Consider the following 21,979-nt stretch of genomic DNA (forward strand, 5'->3'; position numbering starts at 1 on the left):
TTAACGATATAACAATTTTGTAATGCTGTCTGCCACTTATTCTATTTGACAGTTATAGGGATTCATACCAGTTTGCGCGCCGTGTGCTGGCACTCAACGCGTGTGAGACCGTGGAGGAGACCTACTTCGTTTCTCACCATCTGAAGTAACGATCCAATCTGCGCAACCTGCCACATTACCAGGCGGGCGTTTTCGCGTCCGCCTTCTCAATAGCAAGGGAGAGAGAAGTGAAATCCATTATCTCATTGATGGCCGCTGCTGCCTTCGGTGTAGCGTCTTTCGTGGCGCCCGCTCTGGCGCAGGACAAGGGTACCGTTGGCATTGCAATGCCGACCAAGTCCTCTGCGCGCTGGATCGACGACGGCAACAACATCGTCAAGCAGCTGCAGGATGCCGGTTACGCAACCGACCTCCAGTACGCCGACGACGATATCCCGAACCAGCTCTCGCAGATCGAGAACATGGTCACGAAGGGCGTCAAGGTTCTCGTCGTCGCCTCGATCGACGGAACGACCCTGTCGGACGTCCTGCAGCAGGCTCATGATGCCGGCATCAAGGTCATTGCCTACGACCGCCTGATCCGCAACAGCCCGAACGTCGACTACTACGCCACCTTCGACAACTTCCAGGTTGGCGTCCTGCAGGCGACTTCGATCGTTGACGCGCTCGGCGTCAAGGACGGCAAGGGCCCGTTCAACATCGAACTCTTCGGCGGTTCGCCGGACGACAACAACGCCTTCTTCTTCTATGACGGCGCAATGTCTGTCCTGCAGCCCTACATCGACAGCGGCAAGCTGGTCGTGAAGTCCGGCCAGACCGGCATGGACCAGGTCGGCACGCTGCGTTGGGACGGTGCTGTTGCCCAGGCTCGCATGGATAACCTGCTTTCGGCCAACTACACGGACGCCCGCGTTGACGCCGTCCTGTCGCCTTACGACGGTCTTTCGATCGGCATCATCTCCTCGCTCAAGGGCGTAGGCTATGGCACTGCCGAACAGCCGATGCCGGTCATCTCCGGCCAGGATGCGGAAGTTCCCTCGGTCAAGTCGATCATTGCCGGCGAGCAGCACTCCACGATCTTCAAGGACACCCGCGATCTCGCCAAGGTGACCGTTGCCATGGTCAATGCGCTGATGGAAGGCAAGGAGCCGGAAGTCAACGACACCAAGACCTACGACAACGGCGTCAAGGTTGTTCCGTCCTACCTCCTGAAGCCGGTTGCAGTTGACAAGAACAACTACAAGCAGGTTCTGGTCGACGGCGGCTACTATACCGAAGACCAGCTTAAGTAATATAAGTCTGTCAGGGCCCGCGGTTCCGCAGGCCCTGATTTCAATCTTGTGATCGCCCGGCCGTTCCCGCGGGATCGCCGGCGTTGGATACCGAATATGGAAAATACTATCCTCGAAATGCGGAACATCACCAAGACGTTTCCGGGTGTTAAGGCGCTCGAAAACGTGAACCTCAAGGTTCGCCAGGGTGAAATTCATGCATTGGTGGGGGAGAACGGGGCCGGCAAGTCCACCCTGATGAAAGTCCTCTCGGGCGTCTATCCCACCGGCACTTACGAAGGCGACATCGTCTTCGAAAACGATGTCAGAAACTTCAAGGTCCTGAAGGATTCCGAAGAGATCGGCATCGTCATCATCCACCAGGAGCTTGCGCTCGTACCGCTGCTGTCGATCGCCGAGAACATCTTCCTCGGCAACGAGATGGCCGAAAAAGGCGTCATCAACTGGCATGAAACCTTCAACCGCACGAAGCAGCTTCTCAGCAAGGTCGGCCTGAAGGAATCTCCGAACACGCTGGTCACCGACATCGGCGTCGGCAAGCAGCAGCTCGTCGAGATTGCCAAGGCGCTGTCCAAGAGCGTGAAGCTGCTCATTCTCGATGAGCCGACCGCCTCGCTCAACGAGACGGACTCCGATGCGTTGCTCAACCTGCTCATGGAATTCCGCCGGCAGGGCATCACCTCGATCATCATCACCCACAAGCTGAACGAAGTCCGCAAGGTCGCCGACCAGATCACGGTCCTGCGCGATGGCATGACGGTCAAGACGCTCGACTGTCATAAGGAAGAGATCAGCGAAGACATCATCATTCGCAACATGGTCGGCCGCGAGCTGGCCGATCGCTATCCGCCTCGTTCGGTTCCCGTCGGGGGGACGATCCTCGAGGTCAAGAACTGGAACGCCTTCCACCAGCAGCACCGCGATCGTCAGATCCTCCACGACATCAACATCAACGTCCGCAAGGGCGAGGTCGTCGGCATCGCCGGGCTCATGGGCGCAGGCCGCACCGAATTCGCGATGAGCGTCTTCGGCCGTGCCTACGGCCACAAGATTTCCGGAGAGGTGCTGGTCGGCGGCAAGCCGGTCGACGTCTCGACCGTGCGCAAGGCGATCGACGCGGGCCTTGCCTATGTGACGGAAGACCGCAAGCAGCTCGGCCTCGTGCTCAATGACACCATTCTGCACAACACTACGCTTGCCAATCTCGAGGACGTCTCGAACGCAAGCGTGATCGACGACATCAAGGAGATGAAGGTCGCCACGGACTATCGCTCCAAGCTGCGTATCCGCTCGTCCAGCATCTTTCAGGAAGCGGTCAATCTCTCCGGCGGCAACCAGCAGAAGGTCGTGCTGTCGAAATGGCTGTTCTCCGATCCGGAGGTGCTGATCCTCGACGAGCCGACGCGCGGCATCGATGTTGGCGCCAAATACGAAATCTATACTATCATCAACCAGCTCGCCGCTGACGGGAAGGGCGTTCTGATGATCTCATCGGAAATGCCCGAACTCCTCGGTACGTGCGATCGCATCTACGTCATGAACGAAGGACGCATCGTTGCGGAACTGCCGAAGGGAGAGGCGAGCCAGGAAACCATCATGCGCGCTATCATGCGCTCAGGGGAGAAGAAGCAATGACTCCGGTTAACCCAGCCACTGAAGAGCGCAACGTCGTCTCCGTCATCGACTACGTCCGTGGCAATATCCGCGAATATGGCATGCTGATCGCGCTCGTCGTGATCATGGTGTTCTTCCAGCTCTACACGGGCGGCATCCTGTTCAAGCCGGTCAACCTGACGAACCTCGTTCTGCAGAACTCGTTCATCGTCATCATGGCGCTCGGCATGCTGCTGGTCATCGTCGCCGGTCACATCGACCTGTCGGTCGGTTCGATCGTCGGCTTTATCGGCGCGATCGCGGCTATCCTGACCGTGCAATGGCAGATGAACTTCGCGCTGGCGATGATCATATGCCTTGCGATCGGCGGGCTTATAGGTGCCGCGCAGGGCTATTGGGTTGCCTATCACCGCATCCCGTCCTTCATCGTGACGCTGGCCGGCATGCTGGTCTTCCGCGGCCTCACGCTCTTCGTGCTGAACGGCAAGAACATCGGCCCGTTCCCGAAGGAATTCCAGCTCATCAGCACCGGCTTCATCCCCGATTTCGTCGACATGGGTGCAATCCACTCGACGTCCATCGTGCTGACAGTCATCATCCCGGCGGTGCTGTTCTACATGGCATGGCGCCGCCGCAAGGTGAACGAGAGCCACGGCATCGACGTCGAGCCCTTCGGCTTCTTCCTGGTACAGAACCTCGTCGTTGCAGCCGCCATCCTGTTCCTTGGCTACAATCTGTCGTCCTACAAGGGCCTTCCCAACGTCCTGATCGTCATGCTGGTGCTCATTGCGGCCTACGCTTTCGTGACGCGTCGCACGACGATCGGCCGCCGCATCTATGCGATGGGCGGCAATGAAAAGGCGACCAAGCTCTCGGGTATCAACACCGAGCGGCTGAGCTTCTACACCTTCGTCAACATGGGCGTTCTCGCCGGTCTTGCCGGCATGATTGTTGCTGCCCGCCTGAATTCGGCGACGCCGAAGGCCGGCGCCGGCTTCGAACTCGACGTGATCGCAGCCTGCTTCATCGGCGGCGCATCCGCTTCCGGCGGTGTAGGCAAGATCACGGGTGCGGTCATCGGCGCCTTCATCATGGGCGTGATGAACAACGGTATGTCGATCATCGGTCTCGGCATCGATTTCCAGCAGATGGTCAAGGGCGGCGTTCTTCTCGCTGCCGTATTCTTCGACGTCTACAACAAGAACAAGGGCTGATCCCAGAAGATCAGCTTCGATTTGCAGTCAGGCGATAGGCGTATTCCGGCTCCAGCGGGAGCCGGAAAGGCGGAGCATTGCCGCCGTCGCCGCCTTACAGGAAAAGGAAGAAAGCCGTGCTTATTTCTCAGATCAAGGGTTCGAACGGAGAGATCATCGTTGCCGTGCGCGAGCCGGGCGGCTCCGCCAAGGTCGTCAAGAATGCGGGCAGCGTCTACAGGCTGGCGCTTGAAGCGGCAGACCACGGCAAGTCGCTGGTCTCGGTAATCGAGGCTCACGGTTTCGGCGACGCGATCGACCTCGAAAAGGCCTATGCAGAAGGTCGTTTCCTTCCGCCGGTTACTCATCCCGACGCGGCGCACCTGCACCTGACCGGTACCGGCCTGACCCATCTCGGCTCGGCCGCAACCCGTGACTCCATGCACAAGAAGACCACCGAGGCGGCTGAAGAAACGCTCACCGACTCGATGAAGATGTTCAAGATGGGCATCGAGGGCGGCAAGCCGAAAGCCGGAGAGAAGGGTGTGCAGCCCGAATGGTTCTACAAGGGCAATGGCTACGGCGCCGTCGCTCCTGGTCAGCCGCTGGTTTCGCCCTCCTTTGCCCTCGACGGCGGTGAGGAACCGGAAATGGCGGGGATCTATGTGATCGCCAAGGACGGTGCACCCTTCCGCATCGGCTTTGCGCTTTCCAACGAGTTTTCCGACCACGTCACCGAGCGGATCAACTACCTCTATCTCGCCCATTCCAAGCTGCGTCCGGCGAGCTTCGGCCCCGAAATCCGCATCGGCGTGGCACCTGAGGACATCCGCGGCACCTCGCGCATCCGCCGCGGCGACAAGGTGATCTTCGAGAAGCCCTTCCTGTCGGGTGAGGCGAACATGTCCCATACCTTCGCCAATCTGGAGTACCATCACTTCAAGTATGGCCTGTTCCGAGTGCCCGGCGACGTGCATGTGCACATGTTCGGCACGGCGACCCTTTCCTTCGCGGATGGCGTCAAGACGGAAGAGGGGGATGTCTTCGAAATCGAAGTCGCCGATTTCGGGCTGCCGCTGAAGAACCCGCTGAAGGTTGCGGCTGAAGAAGAGATCGCTGTCAAGCAGCTTTGAGTTTCGAGGCCCGGCCGCTTCATGGCCGAGTCGCTATTTGTGAACGGTAAAGGAGGCTTGTAAGGCCCATGACCATTTATCAAAACCTGATCGCCGGCGAATGGGTCGGCTCGGACGCAACCGAGAACATCAATCCGTCCAACACCAAGGAAGTCGTCGGTCTCTACGCCAACGGCAGCGCCACCGACACGAAGGCAGCGATTGCTGCGGCGAAGGCTGCGTTTCCGGCCTGGTCGCGTTCGGGAATCTGGGAGCGCCACGTCATCCTGAAGAAGGCCGGCGATGAGATCATGGCGCGCAAGGACGAACTCGGCGCGCTGCTCGCCCGCGAGGAGGGCAAGACGTTGCCCGAGGCGATCGGCGAGACCATCCGTGCTTCGCAGATCTTCGAATTCTTCGCCGGCGAGGCGCTGCGGCTTGCGGGTGAGATCATCCCCTCGGTGCGCCCGAACATCGGCGTCGAGATCACCCGCGACCCGCTCGGCGTCATCGGCATCATCACGCCCTGGAACTTCCCGATCGCCATTCCCGCCTGGAAGATCGCGCCGGCGCTCTGCTACGGCAACACCGTCGTCTTCAAGCCGGCCGAACTGGTGCCCGGCTGCTCCTGGGCGATCGTCGACATCCTGCATCGCGCCGGCTTGCCGAAAGGCGTCCTGAACCTTGTCATGGGCAAGGGCTCGGTGGTTGGCCAGGCGATGCTCGACAGCCCCGATCTTGCCGGTATCACCTTCACCGGCTCGACCGGCACGGGCAAGCGCGTCGCCGTTGCATCGCTCGAGCATAACCGCAAGTTCCAGCTCGAAATGGGCGGCAAGAACCCGATGGTCGTGCTTGACGACGCCGACCTCACCGTTGCTGTCGAAGCGGCCGCCAATTCCGGCTTCTTCTCGACCGGCCAGCGCTGCACGGCTTCCTCGCGTCTGATCGTTACGGAAGGCATCCACGACAAGTTCGTAGCGGCGCTCACCGAAAAGCTGAAGACGCTGGTCGTCGATGATGCGATGAAGCCGACCACGCACATCGGCCCGGTCGTGGACGAGCGGCAGCTGAAGACCGATACCGACTACATCGAGATCGGCAAGAAGGAAGGCGCCAAGCTCGCCTTCGGCGGCGAACTTGTCACGCGCGAGACGCCCGGCTTCTACCTGCAGCCGACGCTGTTTACCGAGGCGACCAACCAGATGCGCATCTCTCGCGAGGAAATCTTCGGGCCGGTCGTGTCTCTTATCCGGGTCAAGGACTACGACGAGGCGCTGGCAACCGCCAACGACACGCCCTTCGGCCTCTCGGCCGGCATCGCCACCACCAGCCTCAAGCACGCGACGCATTTCAAGCGCAACGTTGAGGCCGGCATGGTGATGGTCAACCTGCCGACCGCAGGCGTCGACTTCCATGTGCCGTTCGGGGGCCGCAAGGGCTCGTCCTATGGCCCGCGCGAGCAGGGCAAGTACGCCGCAGAGTTCTACACCACCGTCAAGACCAGCTACACGCTGGCTTGAGGCATTTGCGATGACCCGGGCCTCGAGAGCAGGCTCGGTCATCGCCTGAAGGATAGAAGATTATGAAGAAGAAAGCCGAGTGGCCGCGGAAGCTGAGGTCGCAGGAATGGTACGGCGGTACGAGCCGCGACGTGATCTATCACCGCGGTTGGCTGAAGAACCAGGGGTATCCGCACGACCTGTTCGACGGGCGTCCGGTTATCGGCATCCTCAACACCTGGTCGGATATGACGCCGTGCAACGGCCATCTGCGAGAACTCGCGGAGAAGGTGAAGGCGGGCGTATGGGAGGCCGGCGGCTTCCCGCTTGAGGTGCCGGTGTTCTCGGCGTCGGAAAACACCTTCCGTCCGACCGCGATGATGTACCGCAACCTTGCCGCTCTCGCGGTGGAGGAGGCGATCCGCGGCCAGCCCATGGATGGCTGCGTGCTGCTGGTCGGCTGCGACAAGACTACGCCGTCGCTGATCATGGGAGCCGCTTCCGTCAATCTGCCTTCGATCGTCGTCACCGGCGGCCCGATGCTGAACGGCTATTTCCGCGGTGAACGCGTCGGCTCCGGCACGCATCTTTGGAAGTTTTCCGAGATGGTGAAGGCCGGCGAGATGACGCAGGCCGAGTTCCTGGAAGCTGAAGCCTCGATGAGCCGCTCGTCGGGCACCTGCAACACCATGGGCACCGCCTCCACCATGGCCTCCATGGCTGAAGCGCTCGGTATGGCGCTGTCCGGCAACGCCGCGATCCCGGGCGTCGACTCTCGCCGCAAGGTCATGGCGCAGCTTACCGGTCGCCGCATCGTGCAGATGGTCAAGGACGACCTGACGCCCTCCGACATCATGACGAAGCAGGCCTTCGAGAACGCCATCCGCACCAATGCGGCGATCGGCGGATCGACCAACGCCGTCATCCACCTGCTCGCCATGGCCGGCCGCGTCGGCATCGACCTGACGCTGGACGACTGGGATCGCTGTGGCCGCGACGTGCCGACGATCGTCAACCTGATGCCGTCGGGCAAGTACCTGATGGAAGAGTTCTTCTACGCTGGCGGTTTGCCGGTGGTGCTGAAGCGCCTCGGCGAGGCGGGTCTCCTGCACAAGGACGCGCTGACGGTCTCCGGCGAAACCGTGTGGGACGAGGTCAAGGACGTCGTCAACTGGAACGAGGACGTGATCCTCCCGGCCGAAAGGGCGCTGACGCAGTCGGGCGGCATTGTCGTGCTGCGTGGCAATCTCGCGCCGAAGGGTGCGGTGCTGAAGCCGTCTGCCGCTTCGCCGCATCTGTTGACGCATCGTGGCCGCGCCGTGGTGTTCGAGGACATCGACGACTACAAGGCCAAGATCAACGACGACAATCTCGACATCGACGAGACCTGCGTCATGGTCATGAAGAACTGTGGGCCGAAGGGCTACCCGGGCATGGCCGAGGTCGGCAACATGGGCCTTCCGCCCAAGGTGTTGAAGAAGGGCATCACCGACATGGTGCGCATCTCCGACGCCCGCATGTCCGGCACGGCTTACGGTACGGTCGTGCTGCACACGTCGCCGGAAGCCGCTGTCGGCGGGCCGCTCGCCGTGGTGAAGAACGGCGACATAATCGAGCTCGACGTGCCTAACCGCCGCCTGCATGTCGACATTTCCGACGAGGAAATGGCGCGCCGGCTTGCCGAATGGCAGCCGAACCATGATCTGCCGACGTCCGGCTACGCCTGGCTGCATCAGCAGCACGTCCAGGGAGCCGATACCGGCGCCGACCTCGACTTCCTCAAGGGATGTCGTGGAAACGCGGTCGGTAAGGACAGCCACTAAGGCTGGGCGCATCCGAACTGCAAATCGACGATGAGGCGGGGCGTAAGCTCCGCCTTTTCTTTGACCGCTATTCGGCTGCCGCTTCCTTCGGCAATACGAACTCGATGCCAGCGCGCTGGCCGATTTCGATCAGGCGCGGAATATCCGGCGCCTCGCCGTCCGGCGGGGGCAGCTCACGTGTTCCGGGCGGCATTGGTCGGCCGGCTTCCGAGAAGAAGGTGTCGTGCACCTTGCCGGGCACATTGATGATCAACATGCGCGCGGGTGCGTCGCTCACATTTGTAAAGGCGTGTACCGCGCCCCTGGGCACCTTCACGAAACTTCCCGTGGAGACGAGCCTCGCGCTGCCCTCGAGGATGAACTCGAAGGTTCCCTCCAGGACATAAAAGGATTCGTCGTCATCGGGATGACGGTTCAGCGGCGGGCCGGCGCCGGGCGCAACGGTGGCTTCCACGAGGCTGAAGGTGTCGCCCGTTTCCGGGCTTCGCGCGAGGAAGCGGAGAAGAATTCCCAGAAGATAATAGGTATCGGTCTGCACTGCTGACATGGCCTGTTCCCCCCGGATATCAGGTGTTGAGCTGCATTCCGACGGCGAGGATATCATGGAACTGGCATCTGGAGATGACGGAAAGTTTCGGCGACGCATTCTCGTGATGGAGCCTCTAAGGGGACAAATCGGGGCCCTCAGCCCGCACAACGCGAAAAGACAGGGCACGGCGATTTGCGTTGCGCAAACCCTCGTCAATGACTATGCCGGTTCAGTCGCCTCGATCTGCGAGGCGGGTCCCGCCGGTGGGCGAGTGCGGTCAATTCCTCTTCTCATTCCGCTCTGCGCAGGGGCGGGAATTTGACCAGCGAAACTCCGCCGTTCGCCATCGACGTCGGCGCCTCGACCTTTCCAAGCCTGTTTTCCGGGTTAAGCAATGACCGTTTTTTCAGTGAAGCATATCACCCAGTATCTTTATAAGCGGCCCGTCGCCTTCGGCGAGCATCGGGTGATGTTCCGGCCGCGCGATAGTTTCGATCAACGGCTTCTGGATGCGAAGATCAAGGTCGAGCCGGAGCCGAGCCAGATCCGGTGGATCCATGACGTTTTCGGCAATTGCATCGCGCTCATCGATATCGCCAGTCCGGCGCGCGAACTTCGGTTTGAGACGCATATCCGTCTGGAGCATACGCCGCAGGTCTCCCTTGATCTCGAGATCGATCATGAGGCATTGATCTATCCGTTTTCCTACGATGCCGATGAGGAGGCGGATCTCGCTTGCACGATGGTCCGCCACTATGCCGACCCGGATGAGGAAGTGGCGCGCTGGGCGAGGCAGTTCGTGCCTTCCGGCAAGACCGTGCAGACCGGTCACCTGCTGATGACGCTGTGCTATGCCATTCGCGAAAGCTTCGTCTATGCCCGGCGCTCGGAGCGCGGCACGCAGACGCCGACCCAAACCTTACAGCGACGCCAGGGTACCTGCCGCGACTTTGCGCTGCTGATGATGGAGGCCGCGCGCTCCCTTGGCCTGGCCGCCCGCTTCGTCACCGGCTACATCTATGTTCCGGATCGCGACGGCTCGACCACGCTCGGCGGCGGATCGACCCATGCCTGGTGCCAGGTCTATCTCCCGGGAGCCGGATGGGTCGAGTTCGATCCCACAAACGGCATCGTCGGCAACCGCGATCTCATCCGGGTCGGCGTCGCGCGCGATCCCCGGCAGGCCATTCCGCTTTCGGGAAGCTATGACGGCGAAGCCGAGGACTTCGACGACATGATGGTGCAGGTGAATGTCACTACCGAGGCGCCGGTCGAACAAGGACTCTAGAGAATTCCCCGGCGACTTTGGAACGTTCGCGCATCGGCGGCGTTCACCCTAGCCTCCAAACCGGAGGCAGCGTCGTTGACGGGGAGTATCAATGAAGATTCGGGCTGGTTTCACTATCGGGTACAAATGTGCGCATCCGACCCCGATGCTGCTGGTCTTGAACATTCATCCTTCGCGCCGCACCGATCTTCTGACCGCTCAGGTTCTCAGCTTCAGCCAGCCCATCGACGCCTGGAACTATATCGATACGTTCGGCAATTCGTGCACGCGCATCATGGCGCCCGGCGGCCTGATGACGATTTCAACGGAATTCGAGATCTACGACAGCGGCCAGCCTGATACCGTTCCGGTCGATGCCGTGCAGCACGAAATCAAGGATCTGCCGGACGATGTTCTCGTCTTTCTGCTGGGAAGCCGGTACTGCGATACCGACCGGCTGGGCGATTTTGCCTGGAAGACGTTCTCTGATACGCCGCTCGGCTGGGCGCGGGTTCAGGCGATCTGCGATTTCGTGAACAATCACATAACCTTCGACTACCAGAAGGCCGATGCGCTTCGCACGGCCCACGGCGGTTATGTCGACAGGACCGGCGTCTGCAGGGACTTTGCCCATCTCGCCATTACGCTCTGCCGCTGCATGAACATTCCCGCGCGCTATTGCACCGGCTACCTCGGCGATATCGGTGTGCCGCCCGATCCTGCACCCATGGACTTCAGCGCCTGGTTCGAGGTGTTCCTTGGCGGCCATTGGCATACGGCCGATGCTCGCCACAATGTTCCGCGCATCGGCCGGATACTGATGGCGACCGGCCGAGATGCCACCGACGTCGCCTTGTCGACCGCCTTCGGTCCTGCGGAACTCGCCGAGTTCTCGGTGGTCACCGAGGAGATCGCGACATAAGACCGTTCGATGACCGAGGCCCGGGCCGTCGTCAACTCTGGCTCTGTACCTGTTCTTGACCCTTGACCGTTACCGTCACGGACAGCTTTTCGCCGGGCGTGCCGATGCGCATCCCGGAAACCGGTGCGGCGTCCCGGTAGCAGAGGCCGGACGAGATCCGCACATACCGGTCGTCGGGGCAGATGTTGTTGGCGGGGTCGAAGCCCACCCAGCCGAGGCTCGGTATATGCGCCTCACCCCAGGCATGCGTCGCCGCCTGCTCCGCCTTGCCCTCCATCATCAGATAGCCGGAGACGTAGCGGGCTGGGATCTGCAATGCCCGGGCGGCGGTGACGAAGATATGGGCGTGGTCCTGGCAGACGCCGCTTCGCGCCTCGAGGGCCTGCTCGGCGGTCGTTTCCGTGTTGCTCGATCCGGGCCTGTATTCGACTTGCTCGTGGATGGCATCCATCAGTGCATGCATCCTGGCGAGCTCGCTGTCGCCCTCTGCGCGGCGGATCAGCTCACGCGTCATTTTTCCGGGCTTCGTCCGCGATGTCTCGCGCAGGAAGAGCCAGAGCGGGCAAAAGCCCGTATGAGGGCCGACGACGCCGGTCAGGTCTTCCGTCTCCACCTCGCCGGAGGCAACGATGCGCGTGCCCTCACGCTCGCCATACACGGAGACCAGATTCACCAGATTGTCGAACTGGTCGTCATACTCCACTTCGCTATGGGCCTCGCCGACATCGACCGTCCAGTTGATGACACGCTGGCCGGGCGTGTCGCGTGGCGTAAGTCGCAGCCGCTGCAATGAGAATTGCACGGGCTCCTCGTACTTGTACTCGGTGATGTGATCGATTTTCAGTCGCATGTCCGCACCCCCGTGCCCGCTCACTGGTAGAAGCGATAGCCGTCTGAAATTTCCTGGCTCAGCTTGTTGTTCCGCGAGACGAAATCCTCGAGGAACTCATGCAGGCCCTGATCCATGATATCCCTGACCCGGCGCGTCTGCAGCGTCGTGCGGATCGCGTCGGCCGTGTCGTGGGCCGCAAGCCGCTCGCCGTAGTCATGGGCGAGATAGCCCAGGTTGCTCACGATCTTTTCATAGCTGTAGGCGAGGGAGCGCGGCATCTGCACGTTCAGTATCAGGAAATCCGCAATGTTGGCCGGCCTGTATTCGGCCTCGTAGACCCAGCCGTAGGAGCGATGGGCTGACACCGAACGCAGGATGGATTCCCACTGGGCGTTGTCGAGCGACGAGCCGACGGCCGAGACCGAAGGGAGCAGCACGTAATATTTCACGTCGAGAATGCGGCTGGTATTGTCGGCCCGCTCGATGAAGGTTCCGATACGCGCGAAATTGTATATCTCGTTGCGTAGCATCGATCCGTGGAAGGCGCCGCGGATGAGACCCGCGCGGCGCTTGATGACGTCGATCGCCTCGGGCAATTCGGGAGGTCTAAGCCGTCGGGCGAGCAATGCCTTCAGCTCGATCCAGCATTCGTTCGTCGCTTCCCATGTCTCGCGCGTCAGGGCCGTGCGCACCATGCGGGCATTGTTGCGACCGAAGTCGACGCAGGACATTACGCTCGAGGGATTCGAGCGGTCACGCAGAAGGTAGTCCACGGCATCGGCGGTGGTCAGCTTGCCATGCGCCTGGTCGTAGGCTTCGCGCACGCCGGCGCTCTGCAGCACGCCGTCCCAGTCCTCGTCTCCCGAGCCGCTGCGCGTCAGCGACATGCGCAGGCCGGCATCGATGAGACGCGCTATGTTTTCCGCCCGCTCGATGTACCGGAACATCCAGTAGAGCCCGTTGGCAGTTCTTCCCAGCATCGCGTCTCAGTCCTCCAGTACCCAGGTATCCTTGGTGCCGCCGCCCTGGCTGGAATTGACCACCAGCGATCCCTGCTTCAGCGCCACGCGGGTAAGCCCGCCCGGTATGATCTGCACCTTGTCGGAGACGAGCACATAGGGCCGGAGATCGACGTGGCGCGGCGCGATGCCCTTGTTGACGAGGATCGGAACCGTCGAGAGCGACAGCGTCGGCTGGGCGATGTAGTTGCCCGGCTTCAGCTTCAGCTTCTCGGCGAAATCGGCGCGCTCCTTCTTCGTGGCCGTCGGCCCCACCAGCATGCCGTAACCGCCGGAACCGTGAACCTCCTTGACCACGAGCTCGTCCAGCCGTTCGAGCACGTATTTCAGGCTTCCGGGCTCCGAACAGCGCCAGGTCGGCACGTTCTCCAGTATCGGCTTGCGGCCGGTATAGAATTCGATGATCTCCGGCATGTAGGAATAGATCGCCTTGTCATCGGAAATGCCGGTGCCGGGAGCGTTGGCGATGGTGATGTTGCCGGCGCGGTAGACGTCCATGATGCCGGGGATGCCGAGGGCCGAATCCGCCCGGAAGGTGAGGGGATCGAGGAAGTCGTCGTCGACGCGGCGGTAAAGGACGTCGATCGCCTGGTAGCCGCGCGTCGTGCGCATCTGTACCTTGCCGTCGATGACGCGCAGGTCCGAGCCCTCGACAAGCTCTACACCCATCATGTCGGCGAGGAAGGAGTGCTCGTAATAGGCGGAGTTGTAGATGCCGGGGGTCAGCACCGCGATGCGCGGCTTGCCCTCGCAGCCGGGGGGCGCCAGGGAGGCAAGGCTCTGGCGCAGCAGCAGCGGATAGTCTTCCACGGGCCGGACCTTGTTCAGGTGGAACAGCTCCGGGAACATCTGCATCATCGTCTCCCGGTTCTCCAGCATGTAGCTGACGCCGGAGGGTGTGCGGGCATTATCCTCGAGCACGTAGAACTGGTCCTCGCCGGTGCGCACGATATCGGTGCCGACGATATGGGTATAGACGCCGCCCGGCGGACGGAATCCGATCATCTCGGGGAGAAAGGCATCGTTCCTTTCGATCAGTTCGCGCGGAACGCGTCCTGCACGGATGATCTCCTGCTTGTGGTAGATGTCGTCAAGGAAGGCGTTGAGCGCGATGACGCGCTGTTCGATGCCTTGGGCGAGCTTGCGCCATTCACGGCCGGAAATGATGCGGGGAATGATGTCGAAGGGAATGAGCTTTTCGGAAGAATCCGCATGTCCGTAGACCGCGAAAGTGATTCCGGTCTTGCGGAAGATGTTTTCCGCGTCGCGGGACTTGGAGATCAGATGCGTTCGATCTTGGCCGGAATACCACTCATAATACTGCTGATAAGGCTCGCGCGGACTTTCACCCGCAGTTATCATTTCATCAAATGCCAAAGCTGCGATCCCCATTTTTGCTCATTTGAATACAACGCTTATTGCAATGCAAGAAGCGTGCACAGTTTGCAGCGAAGAATTGTGAAATCGGCGCGGATAGGGGAAACCGCCGAAAAGACCGTCATTTCGCGCGGGGCCGGGCACATGGCAGTGCCACCGATCTGCTGCCGTTGGTGAAAACAGCAGCAGATGATCATTTTGCGCGCTGGCGGGCTAACTATTGGTCAGCTGGCAAGATCCGGATGCGTCAGGCGGGCGATCTTCTTGACATGCGTCACGGCAGCGGTGCCGCCCGCCGTCTTGGTGAAGAGCGCGAGCTTCTCGTCGTCGTCATCGGCGACCGGCGTCAGGGCCTTGTCCATATAGGTCTTCGACGCCGGGTCCTTGGCGATGAAATAGGCAGCGACCGCGAGCTTGCCGATGACACCGGCCAGCTTCACATGCTTGACGACGGTTTCCGTGACAAAGCGGGGCCAGAAGAGCAGGGGGCTCTCCTGCTTGAGGCCCGGACGGCGCTCCGACGGATGCTTGAGGCGCAGCAGGCCGCTCTGCAGCGGATGCACGTTTTCCAGCGGCACGGTCGTCGCGAAGGATACCAGCACCTTGACGAGGCTTGCCAGCGGAACGCCGGTGGCGATCGCGCGGCGCAGCAGCGTCTTCATGTGCTCCTTGGAATAGTAGAGCGACCAGGCTTCCTGATAGATGCCTTCCCACTCCGCCTTGCTCATCCTGGGATGGGCGGTGCAGACATGCTCGACATCGTAGATGTTGAGGTCGGGATCCATCTCGACGCCCTTCTTCCAGAGAACCTGATGGTCCTCGGAGCCGGGAAGCGGCGTCAGCACGAAGAATTCGATGACGTCGAGCGGCAGTTCTTCCTGGATGATCCTGATGTCGCGGCGGATCGATTCGGGCGTATCGGCAGGGAAGCCGAGGATATATCCCGCGAGCGTCATGATGCCCTGCGCCTTCCAGGCGAGCAGCATCTTGCGATATTCGGTGATCTTGTTCTGATTCTTCTTGGCGGCGGTCAGATTGTCCGGATTGACGTTTTCCAGGCCGATGAAGACGCGGGTGACGCCGGCGCGCTTGGACTTCTCGATGAAGTTCGGGATCTTGTGGCAGAGCGTGTCGACCTGGATCATCAGACCGAGCGGAATGCCGTCCCTTTCCCTGAGTTCGATCAGGCGGTCGAAAATCGCCTCCCAGTCCTTGTTGCGTGCGAAATTGTCGTCGGTGATGAAGAACTTGTGGATGCCCTGCGCCCAGTTCATCCGGACCAGCTGTTCCACGTCGTCGGCCGTGCGGAAGCGCGATTTGCGGCCCTGGACGTTGATGATGGTGCAGAACGAGCACTGGTAGGGGCAGCCGCGGCCGGCATCGAAGCTGGTGCTGAGACCGAGCGTGTGCTGGATATTGTCCTTGGGCAGGAAGGGAACCGGCGTTCCACCAATGCCCGGAAGGTCGTTCATGAAATTGTAGAGTGGCTTCAGTTCGCCGGCGACCGCGTCACGCAACACCATTTCCAGCCGGCCCTCGGCCTCGCCGGCAAACATGGATATTCCCATGTCGCGGCAGGCATCGAGTTCGATCGCGGTCCCGTCGAGCATCGACAGGCAACCCGAGATATGGAAGCCGCCCATGGAGACGGGAAGGTTCGCCTTGCGGAATGGTCGGGCGATGTCGAGCGCGCGGGGATACTGGTTCGACTGGACCCCGATCAGGAAGATCATGCCGAAATTGTCGTGCTTGCGGAATTGTTCCAGGATCGCCTTGGTATTCACGCGGGTGTTGGTCTCGTCGATGACCGTGATGTCGATTTCGACATCGGCTCCGAGAACCTGCCGCTCCGCGCAGTCCTTCGCGATCCCGTAGATGGCGGCAAGGGAATTCGAAGGGATCATGGCCCGCCACCAGCGGATCACATATCCGTCGTCGTCATAGTGCGACGGCTTGACTAGGACGAGCTGGAAGCGCTTGCGGGCAGTCTCTGAAGCATTTGACAAAGTGGATCTTTCGCGTGAGAGGCGATGGCCTCGAATGCAGGCGCCGGACTTTCTGTCGGCCACAGGTAAGTTGTCGTCTCTACAGGTTCAATAAGGTCGGTCTGTGTCAGATAGATGTTTCAGACCAGCCGGCACTGCATTGGCGTTTTCAATCGTCAACCGCATTGTGTGGTCGGCCTTGGTCCGCGCCGCAGTTGGAACAGTGAGGGCCCCTCAGCCCAGCGAGAGAAACATCGGCATTTGGCCGGAGATTATCGGTAAGCGTTGCGAGTTACAAGGCCGGCAACCCAGAAGTGCCAGGCACGAACGCGCGCCGCGCACCGTGATCAACAGCGCGTTCAAGCGCAAAGGGCCGGATTTTCATCCGGCCCCTTTTTCTTTTTCAAATCAGGCGCGTTCGCGACGCTGGCCGCCGCCACCGCCGTTGCGGGGGCCGCGGCGCTTCATGCCGCCATTGGCGTCCTGGCGCTCACCGCCGTGATTTTGGCCCTGGTGGCCGCGCTCCTCGCCATGACGGCCGGACGGCCGGCCATGGGCGTGACGGGGGCCACGATGGGCGCCGTCATGGGCAGCACCGCCATTTGCGTTGGCGGGACCGCTGCGATGCGGCTTGTTGGCTGGACGGAAATCCGACGTCGAAGCGAGATCGTTATCGGCACCCTGCGGTGTGGCTTCGCCACGGCGCTGGCCACGGAAGTCCTCGTTGCGGCGGTTTTCCCGCTGCGGACGCGCATCGCGCGCCGGACGGTCACGACGCTCTTCGCCACCGTGGCCCCGGCCTTCACCATGACCGCGGGCTTCGCCACGGGCGCGACCTTCAGCCTGTTCGCCTTCGCGGCGTGGACGACGGTCCTGGCGTTGGCCGGAACGCTGCTCGCCGCCACGGTTCTCGCCACGACCCTGGCCGCCATTGCGGTTGCGGTTCTGGCCGTTGCCGTTGGCGCGGCGGGGTGTCGCATTCATGTTGGCCGGCGCTTCGCCGCTTGCAACAGTGATCTGGATGCTCATCAGGCGCTCGATGTCGCGCAGAAGGCGCGTTTCGTCAGGCGCGCAGAAGGCGATCGCGATGCCGTCTCGACCGGCACGGGCCGTACGGCCGATGCGGTGGACATAGGCTTCGGCAACTTCAGGCAGGTCGTAGTTGTAGACGTGGCTGACGGCCGGGATGTCGATGCCGCGGGCGGCGACATCGGTGGCGATCAGCGTCTTGATGTCGCCGTCCTTGAAGGCCTTGAGGGCGCGCTCGCGCTGGCCCTGGCTCTTGTTGCCGTGGATCGAGGCGACCGAGTAGCCGACATGTTCCAGATGCTTCATCAGCTTCTCGGCACCATGCTTGGTGCGCAGGAAGACGATGGCGCGGCCGTCGGGATTCTCGGAGAGCGACTTCTTCAGAAGGTCGGTCTTGTCGTTCTTGCCGCCAGTGAAGTGCACGTACTGCTCGACCTTGTCGGCAGCCTTGCCCGGAGGCGTCACTTCGACCTTGGCCGGGTCGGTCAGGAAGTCGGCAGCGAGGTCGGCGATGGCCTTCGGCATCGTGGCCGAGAAAAGCATCGTCTGGCGCTTTTTCGGCACCATTTTGGCGATCTTGCGCAGGTCGTGCACGAAACCGAGGTCGAGCATCTGGTCGGCTTCGTCGAGCACGAGGTAACGCACGGCCGTCAGGCCGATGGCGCGGCGATTGATCAGGTCGAGCAGGCGGCCGGGCGTGGCGACCAGGATGTCGGTGCCTTTTTCGAGCTGCAGCTGCTGCTTGTTGATCGAGACGCCGCCGACGACGACGTTGATGCGCAGGTGCGACTTGCGAAGGAAGTTCTTCAGATTGGTGGCGATCTGGTTCACCAGCTCGCGGGTCGGCGCCAGGATCAGCGTGCGCGTGGTGCGGTTATCCGGGCGGCGCTCTTCCGGAATCAGCTTCTCAATAAGGGGCAGGCCGAAGGCTGCGGTCTTGCCGGTGCCGGTCTGGGCGAGGCCGATGAGGTCGCGGCCCTGAAGAAGGAGCGGAATGGCCTGCTCCTGGATCGGCGTAGGCGTCTCGATGCCGAGCTGCAAGAGGGTCGCTACAACCGGCTTGGAAACGCCAAGCGATTCGAAATTTGTCAATTCAATACCTTTCGGGGGCGCCAAGACGAACGGCCGGGTCGCACCATGCGGTCCGGCGTCATTCTGGCGTCAAGAACCCCGCGTGAAGTGGGAACTTGTAAGTTGGAAAAAGCTTTCCTGCGCATCCGACTGCCAAAGGGGTGGCAATCTCATTTTAAAGGCGCTTTTGTCCTTCTCTTGCGATTTTCTTGTCTCGCAGGGCTCGCTCACGCGGCGGCCGAAAGGTGAAAGCTGGCGTGCATTTGGGACAATTCGCGGCCAAAGTCAAGGGGAGGCGGTCAATGACGCTGTCGCGAGGCGCGCAGGATGGGAAGGGTTCAGGGGCTCTTGTGCGGCAGCGCCGCTTTCGGGAATGCGGCGCTGTCAGATTTCACTGTCGTGGTCAGGGAGGATAGATGAGGTCACCGAGTGTCGCGCGGCTTACTGCGGGCAGACATCCACGCGGTGCAGCCGGCCCGATTCACCGCGCACCAGTTCTATGTGGCAATAGGCGGTGTCAGACCCGTAGGAGTATGCCTGATACGGATAGGGGCGTGCGATCTGCGAAAGCAGGAAACCGCCGGCAAGGCCGGCAGCCGCGCCGCCTGCAAACCGTCCACCGCCACCGAAATGGCCACCGTCAAAATGACCACCGCCAACACGGCCACCGCCGAAATTGGGTGCGGCATCTGCCGGGGAGGCGACTGCAATTGAAGCTCCGGCGACTGTCAGCGCTATCAGGCCAGTGGCCATCATGTTGCGAAGCGTATGCATTTCATTTCCTTTCGAAATTCCGGCTTATCTAAGCCATTGCCAGATTGTGCCTTAATCGGGGCGCCGCAATGTCGGGTGAGCGCAAAACGAGGTTAAATTTCGTTCATCATTTAATGCCGGAATTCAACGTTCTGCGGCCGATTTTCGCCGCCGACCGACCGATAGCTGCAAGGGCGTTGCTGGAAACCACGGAGGTTTTCCGGAGCCCGTCAAAACCCGATCGTCGAGCCTGCTCGTCAGACTTCCTCACTCGCAGATCTCCACGCGGTGAAGATGACCTGCCCGGTCGCGGCTCCAGCCGGGATGGCAGTTGTCGTAGTAGGGATAGTAGGCATAGGAGTACGGAAACGGATCATCGTCGTCGTTACCCAGGAAAAATGGGAAGCGATCGAAGCGGTCGTGGAAGCGGTGACCGTGCGCGAAGAAGATCGGCCTGCCGCGGAAGTCGCCGTGGTCGCCGAAACGACCACCGCCGAAGTGACCACCGCCGAAGTGACCGCCTCCGAAATGACCACCACCGAAGCCGCCGCCGTGGCCGCCTCCACCGTGACCGCCTCCACCGCCGTGAGCTTCGGCCGGTGTCGAGAATGCGATGGATGCGCCCGCCATCGTCAGCGCGACGAGACCCGTCGCGAGGATAGTGCGAAGCTTGGACATGACATATTCCTTTTTGGTGTCTGGGCTCGTGTTGGAGCCAAAAGGAAATATGGTGTCGAACAGCGCCTTAGCCTTGCCGAATTCTGCTCGGTTTAGTCACTTTGCGCTCACGTTTGATCGCGACTGCAAACCTTCCCGCGACTGGACGCGTGAATGGGTTTCATCTGTCTCGGAAACGGTTTCAAAAGTCAGTTGCGACGCCGCCTTCGGCCTTGCGTCGGGCGACGAAAGCGTCCAGTTCCTCGCGGATCGCCGGGTCGAGAGGCGGGCTCTCGTAGCGGTTCAGCGTCTCCTTGAAGATGCGGTTGGCATGATCATAGGTCGTTGGCCGTCCGGCTTCCGTCCAGGTCTCGAAGTTGCGCCAGTCGGACAGGATCGGCGAATAGAAAGCCGTCTCGTATCGGTCAAGCGTGTGCTGAGTGCCGAAATAATGACCTCCCGGACCGACGTCGCGCACGGCGTCCAGCGCAAGCGCATCCTGGCTGACATCGAGCGGCGTGAGGAACTCCGCGACCATCTGCAGCATATCGACATCGAGGATGAATTTCTCGAAGGATGCGGTCAGGCCGCCCTCAGTCCAGCCCGCCGAATGCAGCACGAAGTTACCGCCGCCCTGCGTCAGTGCCCACAAAGATAGGGCGGACTCATAGGCCGACTGCGCATCGATGGTGTTGGAGGCGTTGGTGTTGGAGGTGCGGTAGGGAAAGCCGTAGCGGCGGGCGAGCTGGCCGCCGGCGACGACGGCCTTCATGTATTCCGGCGTGCCGAAGGCGGGAGCGCCGGTCTTCATGTCGACATTCGAGGTGAAACCGCCATACATCACCGGCGCACCCTTGCGCACCATCTGCGTGAAGGCGATGCCGCACAGCGCCTCTGCATTCTGCTGGACGAGCGCGCCCGCGATCGTGACCGGCGCCATGGCGCCCGCAAGCGTGAACGGCGTCATGATGACGACCTGGTTGCGCGAAGACATTTCGATGATGCCTTGCAGCATGGGGCCGTCAAGGCGCAGCGGCGAAGACGAGTTGATGACCGTGAAGAGGGAGGGTTCGGCCTCCATCTGCTCCATGCTGATGCCGCGGCCGATGCGCGCGATCTCGAGGGCGTCCAGATTGCGCTGCTGGCCAAGCGAGTAGCAGTGGAAGGCCTTGTCGGTCAGCTTGACGATGTCGGAGAGGCAATCCAGATGGCGCACCGAGGCATGGATATCGATCGGCTCAACCGGATAGCCGCCAGTCATGTGGATGACGTCGTAGGACTGGGCGAGCTTGATCAGCTTGCGGAAATCTTCCTGGTTGCCAGCCCGGCGGCCGCCCTCGCGGTCGGAGACGAACGGCGCGGAGGCGACCTGGGCGAAAACGAGGTTCCTGCCGCCGATCTGGACGTTGCGCTGCGGATTGCGCGCATGCAGCGTGAAGGTGGATGGAACCGTCGATATCAGCTCCGTGATCATGGCGCGATCGAAGCGCACGCGTTCCGTGCCCGGCGTCACATCCGCGCCCGCCGCCTTCATCCGTTCGCGCGCCTCCGGCAGGATGATATCCATGCCGATTTCTTCGAGAATCGTCAGCGAAGCGTTGTGGATATCCTCCAGTGCTTCTGGCGAGAGGAGTTCGGTCCTGGCGAGATTGTTGACGATGTTGAGATATTTGGAGGTACCGGACTTGCGAACCCTTTCGGCCGACCGTCCGCCGCTGCGCCTGCGGCGCTCCGGCAGAGGCTCTGATGTGTCGGTTTCATGCAGGGATTTTGTCGCGTCCGTCATGTCCATCCACTCGATTCATCGCTCCGGATTCCTTGCAGAATTCGTCCCGTGATGCCTCTGTCATTTGCGACGGGTGCCCGACTTTTCTGGGATAGCGGTCGAGTGAAAACCTTCGTGGATCATACCGACGACCGATACTCCTATGGTTAAGGTCCTGTTAAAATGAGAGGCGTTACAACTGATTCCCTGTAAGGCCGATTGTCGCGAAGTGTGAGA

Annotated in this window: 17 protein-coding genes; 8 read left to right on the forward strand and 9 right to left on the reverse strand. The window is 61.3% G+C overall.

What is annotated here, in order from left to right; all coding sequences use genetic code 11:
- Positions 1-227 precede the first annotated feature (227 nt).
- The 6 genes from chvE (at position 228) to araD (ending at position 8,536) form a co-directional block, all read left to right on the forward strand.
- Positions 228-1,292 (forward strand): multiple monosaccharide ABC transporter substrate-binding protein, encoded by a 1,065-nt coding sequence (gene chvE, locus EV286_RS04810; protein ID WP_132955881.1) that lies wholly within the window; start codon positions 228-230, stop codon positions 1,290-1,292.
- Between the two features lie 96 nt (positions 1,293-1,388).
- On the forward strand, positions 1,389-2,927 hold the full coding sequence (gene mmsA / locus EV286_RS04815; RefSeq protein ID WP_132955882.1) for a multiple monosaccharide ABC transporter ATP-binding protein: 1,539 nt from the start codon (positions 1,389-1,391) through the stop codon (positions 2,925-2,927).
- Positions 2,924-4,120: a multiple monosaccharide ABC transporter permease gene (gene mmsB / locus EV286_RS04820; RefSeq protein WP_132955883.1), complete on the forward strand. Its 1,197-nt coding sequence runs from the start codon at positions 2,924-2,926 to the stop codon at positions 4,118-4,120. Before mmsA ends, mmsB begins: the two co-directional genes overlap by 4 nt.
- 116 nt (positions 4,121-4,236) lie before the next feature.
- Complete coding sequence (araD1, locus tag EV286_RS04825) at positions 4,237-5,232, forward strand: AraD1 family protein (protein WP_132955884.1); 996 nt, start codon at positions 4,237-4,239, stop codon at positions 5,230-5,232.
- A gap of 68 nt (positions 5,233-5,300) precedes the next feature.
- Entirely contained in the window at positions 5,301-6,734 is a 1,434-nt protein-coding gene (locus tag EV286_RS04830; protein WP_132955885.1) for an aldehyde dehydrogenase family protein, read from the forward strand.
- Between the two features lie 62 nt (positions 6,735-6,796).
- On the forward strand, positions 6,797-8,536 hold the full coding sequence (gene araD, locus EV286_RS04835) for an L-arabinonate dehydratase (protein ID WP_132955886.1): 1,740 nt from the start codon (positions 6,797-6,799) through the stop codon (positions 8,534-8,536).
- A 67-nt stretch (positions 8,537-8,603) separates the two neighbouring features.
- On the opposite strand, the gene EV286_RS04840 is transcribed toward araD, so the two are convergent.
- Positions 8,604-9,083, reverse strand: a complete 480-nt coding sequence (locus EV286_RS04840) for a cupin domain-containing protein (RefSeq protein WP_132955887.1) — start codon at positions 9,081-9,083, stop codon at positions 8,604-8,606.
- Between the two features lie 376 nt (positions 9,084-9,459).
- Here EV286_RS04840 and EV286_RS04845 point away from each other — a divergent pair, with 376 nt between their 5' ends.
- Positions 9,460-10,353, forward strand: coding sequence for a transglutaminase family protein (locus tag EV286_RS04845; protein ID WP_132955888.1), 894 nt, complete (start codon positions 9,460-9,462; stop codon positions 10,351-10,353).
- Between the two features lie 91 nt (positions 10,354-10,444).
- On the forward strand, positions 10,445-11,254 hold the full coding sequence (locus EV286_RS04850; protein WP_132955889.1) for a transglutaminase family protein: 810 nt from the start codon (positions 10,445-10,447) through the stop codon (positions 11,252-11,254).
- 31 nt (positions 11,255-11,285) lie between these two features.
- On the opposite strand, the gene EV286_RS04855 is transcribed toward EV286_RS04850, so the two are convergent.
- The 8 genes from EV286_RS04855 to EV286_RS04890 all read right to left on the reverse strand — a co-directional run bounded on the left by EV286_RS04855 (position 11,286) and on the right by EV286_RS04890 (position 21,763).
- Positions 11,286-12,104: a transglutaminase family protein gene (locus tag EV286_RS04855; RefSeq protein WP_132955890.1), complete on the reverse strand. Its 819-nt coding sequence runs from the start codon at positions 12,102-12,104 to the stop codon at positions 11,286-11,288.
- A 20-nt stretch (positions 12,105-12,124) separates the two neighbouring features.
- On the reverse strand, positions 12,125-13,066 hold the full coding sequence (locus EV286_RS04860) for an alpha-E domain-containing protein (RefSeq protein WP_132955891.1): 942 nt from the start codon (positions 13,064-13,066) through the stop codon (positions 12,125-12,127).
- Positions 13,067-13,072: 6 nt separating this feature from the next.
- Positions 13,073-14,482 (reverse strand): circularly permuted type 2 ATP-grasp protein, encoded by a 1,410-nt coding sequence (locus tag EV286_RS04865; protein WP_132955892.1) that lies wholly within the window; start codon positions 14,480-14,482, stop codon positions 13,073-13,075.
- Positions 14,483-14,706: 224 nt separating this feature from the next.
- Positions 14,707-16,488 carry a radical SAM protein gene (locus tag EV286_RS04870; RefSeq protein ID WP_132955893.1) on the reverse strand — a complete coding sequence of 594 codons (1,782 nt, stop codon included), beginning with the start codon at positions 16,486-16,488 and terminating at the stop codon, positions 14,707-14,709.
- 387 nt (positions 16,489-16,875) lie between these two features.
- Positions 16,876-18,588, reverse strand: coding sequence for a DEAD/DEAH box helicase (locus tag EV286_RS04875; protein ID WP_207909745.1), 1,713 nt, complete (start codon positions 18,586-18,588; stop codon positions 16,876-16,878).
- Between the two features lie 420 nt (positions 18,589-19,008).
- Positions 19,009-19,341, reverse strand: coding sequence for a hypothetical protein (locus EV286_RS04880; protein WP_132955895.1), 333 nt, complete (start codon positions 19,339-19,341; stop codon positions 19,009-19,011).
- A 246-nt stretch (positions 19,342-19,587) separates the two neighbouring features.
- Entirely contained in the window at positions 19,588-19,998 is a 411-nt protein-coding gene (locus tag EV286_RS04885; protein ID WP_132955896.1) for a hypothetical protein, read from the reverse strand.
- Between the two features lie 181 nt (positions 19,999-20,179).
- A complete protein-coding gene (locus tag EV286_RS04890) occupies positions 20,180-21,763 on the reverse strand; it encodes a trimethylamine methyltransferase family protein (RefSeq protein WP_132955897.1) in 1,584 nt (527 codons plus the stop codon).
- Positions 21,764-21,979: the final 216 nt, after the last annotated feature.

The organism is Rhizobium sp. BK251 (assembly GCF_004345245.1).
GTDB lineage: Bacteria > Pseudomonadota > Alphaproteobacteria > Rhizobiales > Rhizobiaceae > Rhizobium.

Coding starts and splice junctions, on each gene's coding strand:
- mmsA (WP_132955882.1), top strand. CDS start 1,389: ATGGAAAATACTATCCTCGAAATGCGGAACATCACCAAGACGTTTCCG.
- mmsB (WP_132955883.1), top strand. CDS start 2,924: ATGACTCCGGTTAACCCAGCCACTGAAGAGCGCAACGTCGTCTCCGTC.
- EV286_RS04830 (WP_132955885.1), top strand. CDS start 5,301: ATGACCATTTATCAAAACCTGATCGCCGGCGAATGGGTCGGCTCGGAC.
- araD (WP_132955886.1), top strand. CDS start 6,797: ATGAAGAAGAAAGCCGAGTGGCCGCGGAAGCTGAGGTCGCAGGAATGG.
- EV286_RS04840 (WP_132955887.1), bottom strand. CDS start 9,083: ATGTCAGCAGTGCAGACCGATACCTATTATCTTCTGGGAATTCTTCTC.
- EV286_RS04845 (WP_132955888.1), top strand. CDS start 9,460: ATGACCGTTTTTTCAGTGAAGCATATCACCCAGTATCTTTATAAGCGG.
- EV286_RS04850 (WP_132955889.1), top strand. CDS start 10,445: ATGAAGATTCGGGCTGGTTTCACTATCGGGTACAAATGTGCGCATCCG.
- EV286_RS04855 (WP_132955890.1), bottom strand. CDS start 12,104: ATGCGACTGAAAATCGATCACATCACCGAGTACAAGTACGAGGAGCCC.
- EV286_RS04860 (WP_132955891.1), bottom strand. CDS start 13,066: ATGCTGGGAAGAACTGCCAACGGGCTCTACTGGATGTTCCGGTACATC.
- EV286_RS04880 (WP_132955895.1), bottom strand. CDS start 19,341: ATGCATACGCTTCGCAACATGATGGCCACTGGCCTGATAGCGCTGACA.
- EV286_RS04885 (WP_132955896.1), bottom strand. CDS start 19,998: ATGTCCAAGCTTCGCACTATCCTCGCGACGGGTCTCGTCGCGCTGACG.
- EV286_RS04890 (WP_132955897.1), bottom strand. CDS start 21,763: ATGACGGACGCGACAAAATCCCTGCATGAAACCGACACATCAGAGCCT.